The sequence below is a fragment of the Alistipes sp. DJF_B185 genome, from assembly GCF_964250025.1.
Classification (GTDB): Bacteria; Bacteroidota; Bacteroidia; order Bacteroidales; family Rikenellaceae; genus Alistipes; species Alistipes finegoldii.
The window spans coordinates 1-686 of the sequence record NZ_CAXUDY010000090.1; the positions used below are offsets into that span (position 1 = coordinate 1).

General features: G+C 47.5%; 1 protein-coding gene. It reads left to right on the forward strand.

Annotated features, from left to right (window positions below; all coding sequences use genetic code 11):
• A partial coding sequence (locus ACESTR_RS16335; protein WP_373132948.1) for a DUF4948 family protein occupies positions 1-480 on the forward strand: 480 nt, incomplete at its 5' end.
• Positions 481-686 lie beyond the last annotated feature (206 nt).

The following is a 686-nucleotide window of genomic DNA, read 5'->3' on the forward strand; positions in this document are numbered from 1 at the left end:
GAGGTGGCGTTCCGTAAGGTGTACGAAATCATGGCAGAGAGTTCAGAAGGTAGTTTTCACTACCCGCCGCTTTCTCCGGAAGAGGTTATTATACTTGATTCAATGGAGCAAAGCGATACATCCCATGAAACGAATGATGAACAAGACATCCCGGTATATGGACTGTTGAAGCCGGAGCGAATCCTACTCGACTCCCTGTTATCAGAGATTGGATGCGGTTTTATCCTTGTTGATCGCAGGGAATGGGGAACGGCAGATTCGGTATATGTGAGCCTCGTTATGCCGTACTACTCCCACGGCATCGTGGATGCCGGAACGTCCAAGAGTTTCGTTTACGATCCCGGATTGAGAAGCCGTCGGAATATCCGTATCACCGAACATGGCGACCTGAACGAGATCTACCGCAGGACGTACAACGACACCACGCTTTACAAGCCCATCAAGGGAAACTGGTACATCGAGTTAGACCATTCGATATAACGGCCCGGAGTCCGTATCAAAGTATGTATCACTTTTTGTCAAGAAGATACATCATAAAGCAGATAATGGCCATCGCAAGGAAAAATAACAGAACCGCAAGGAGTTCGTTAAACCTGCACTTGGCATAGTGAGACATCACTGCTTTGCCTCGCCATTTGTAAATCCTGCTGACGAGCGACATAACGGCAAATGTGACAATGCTAAAA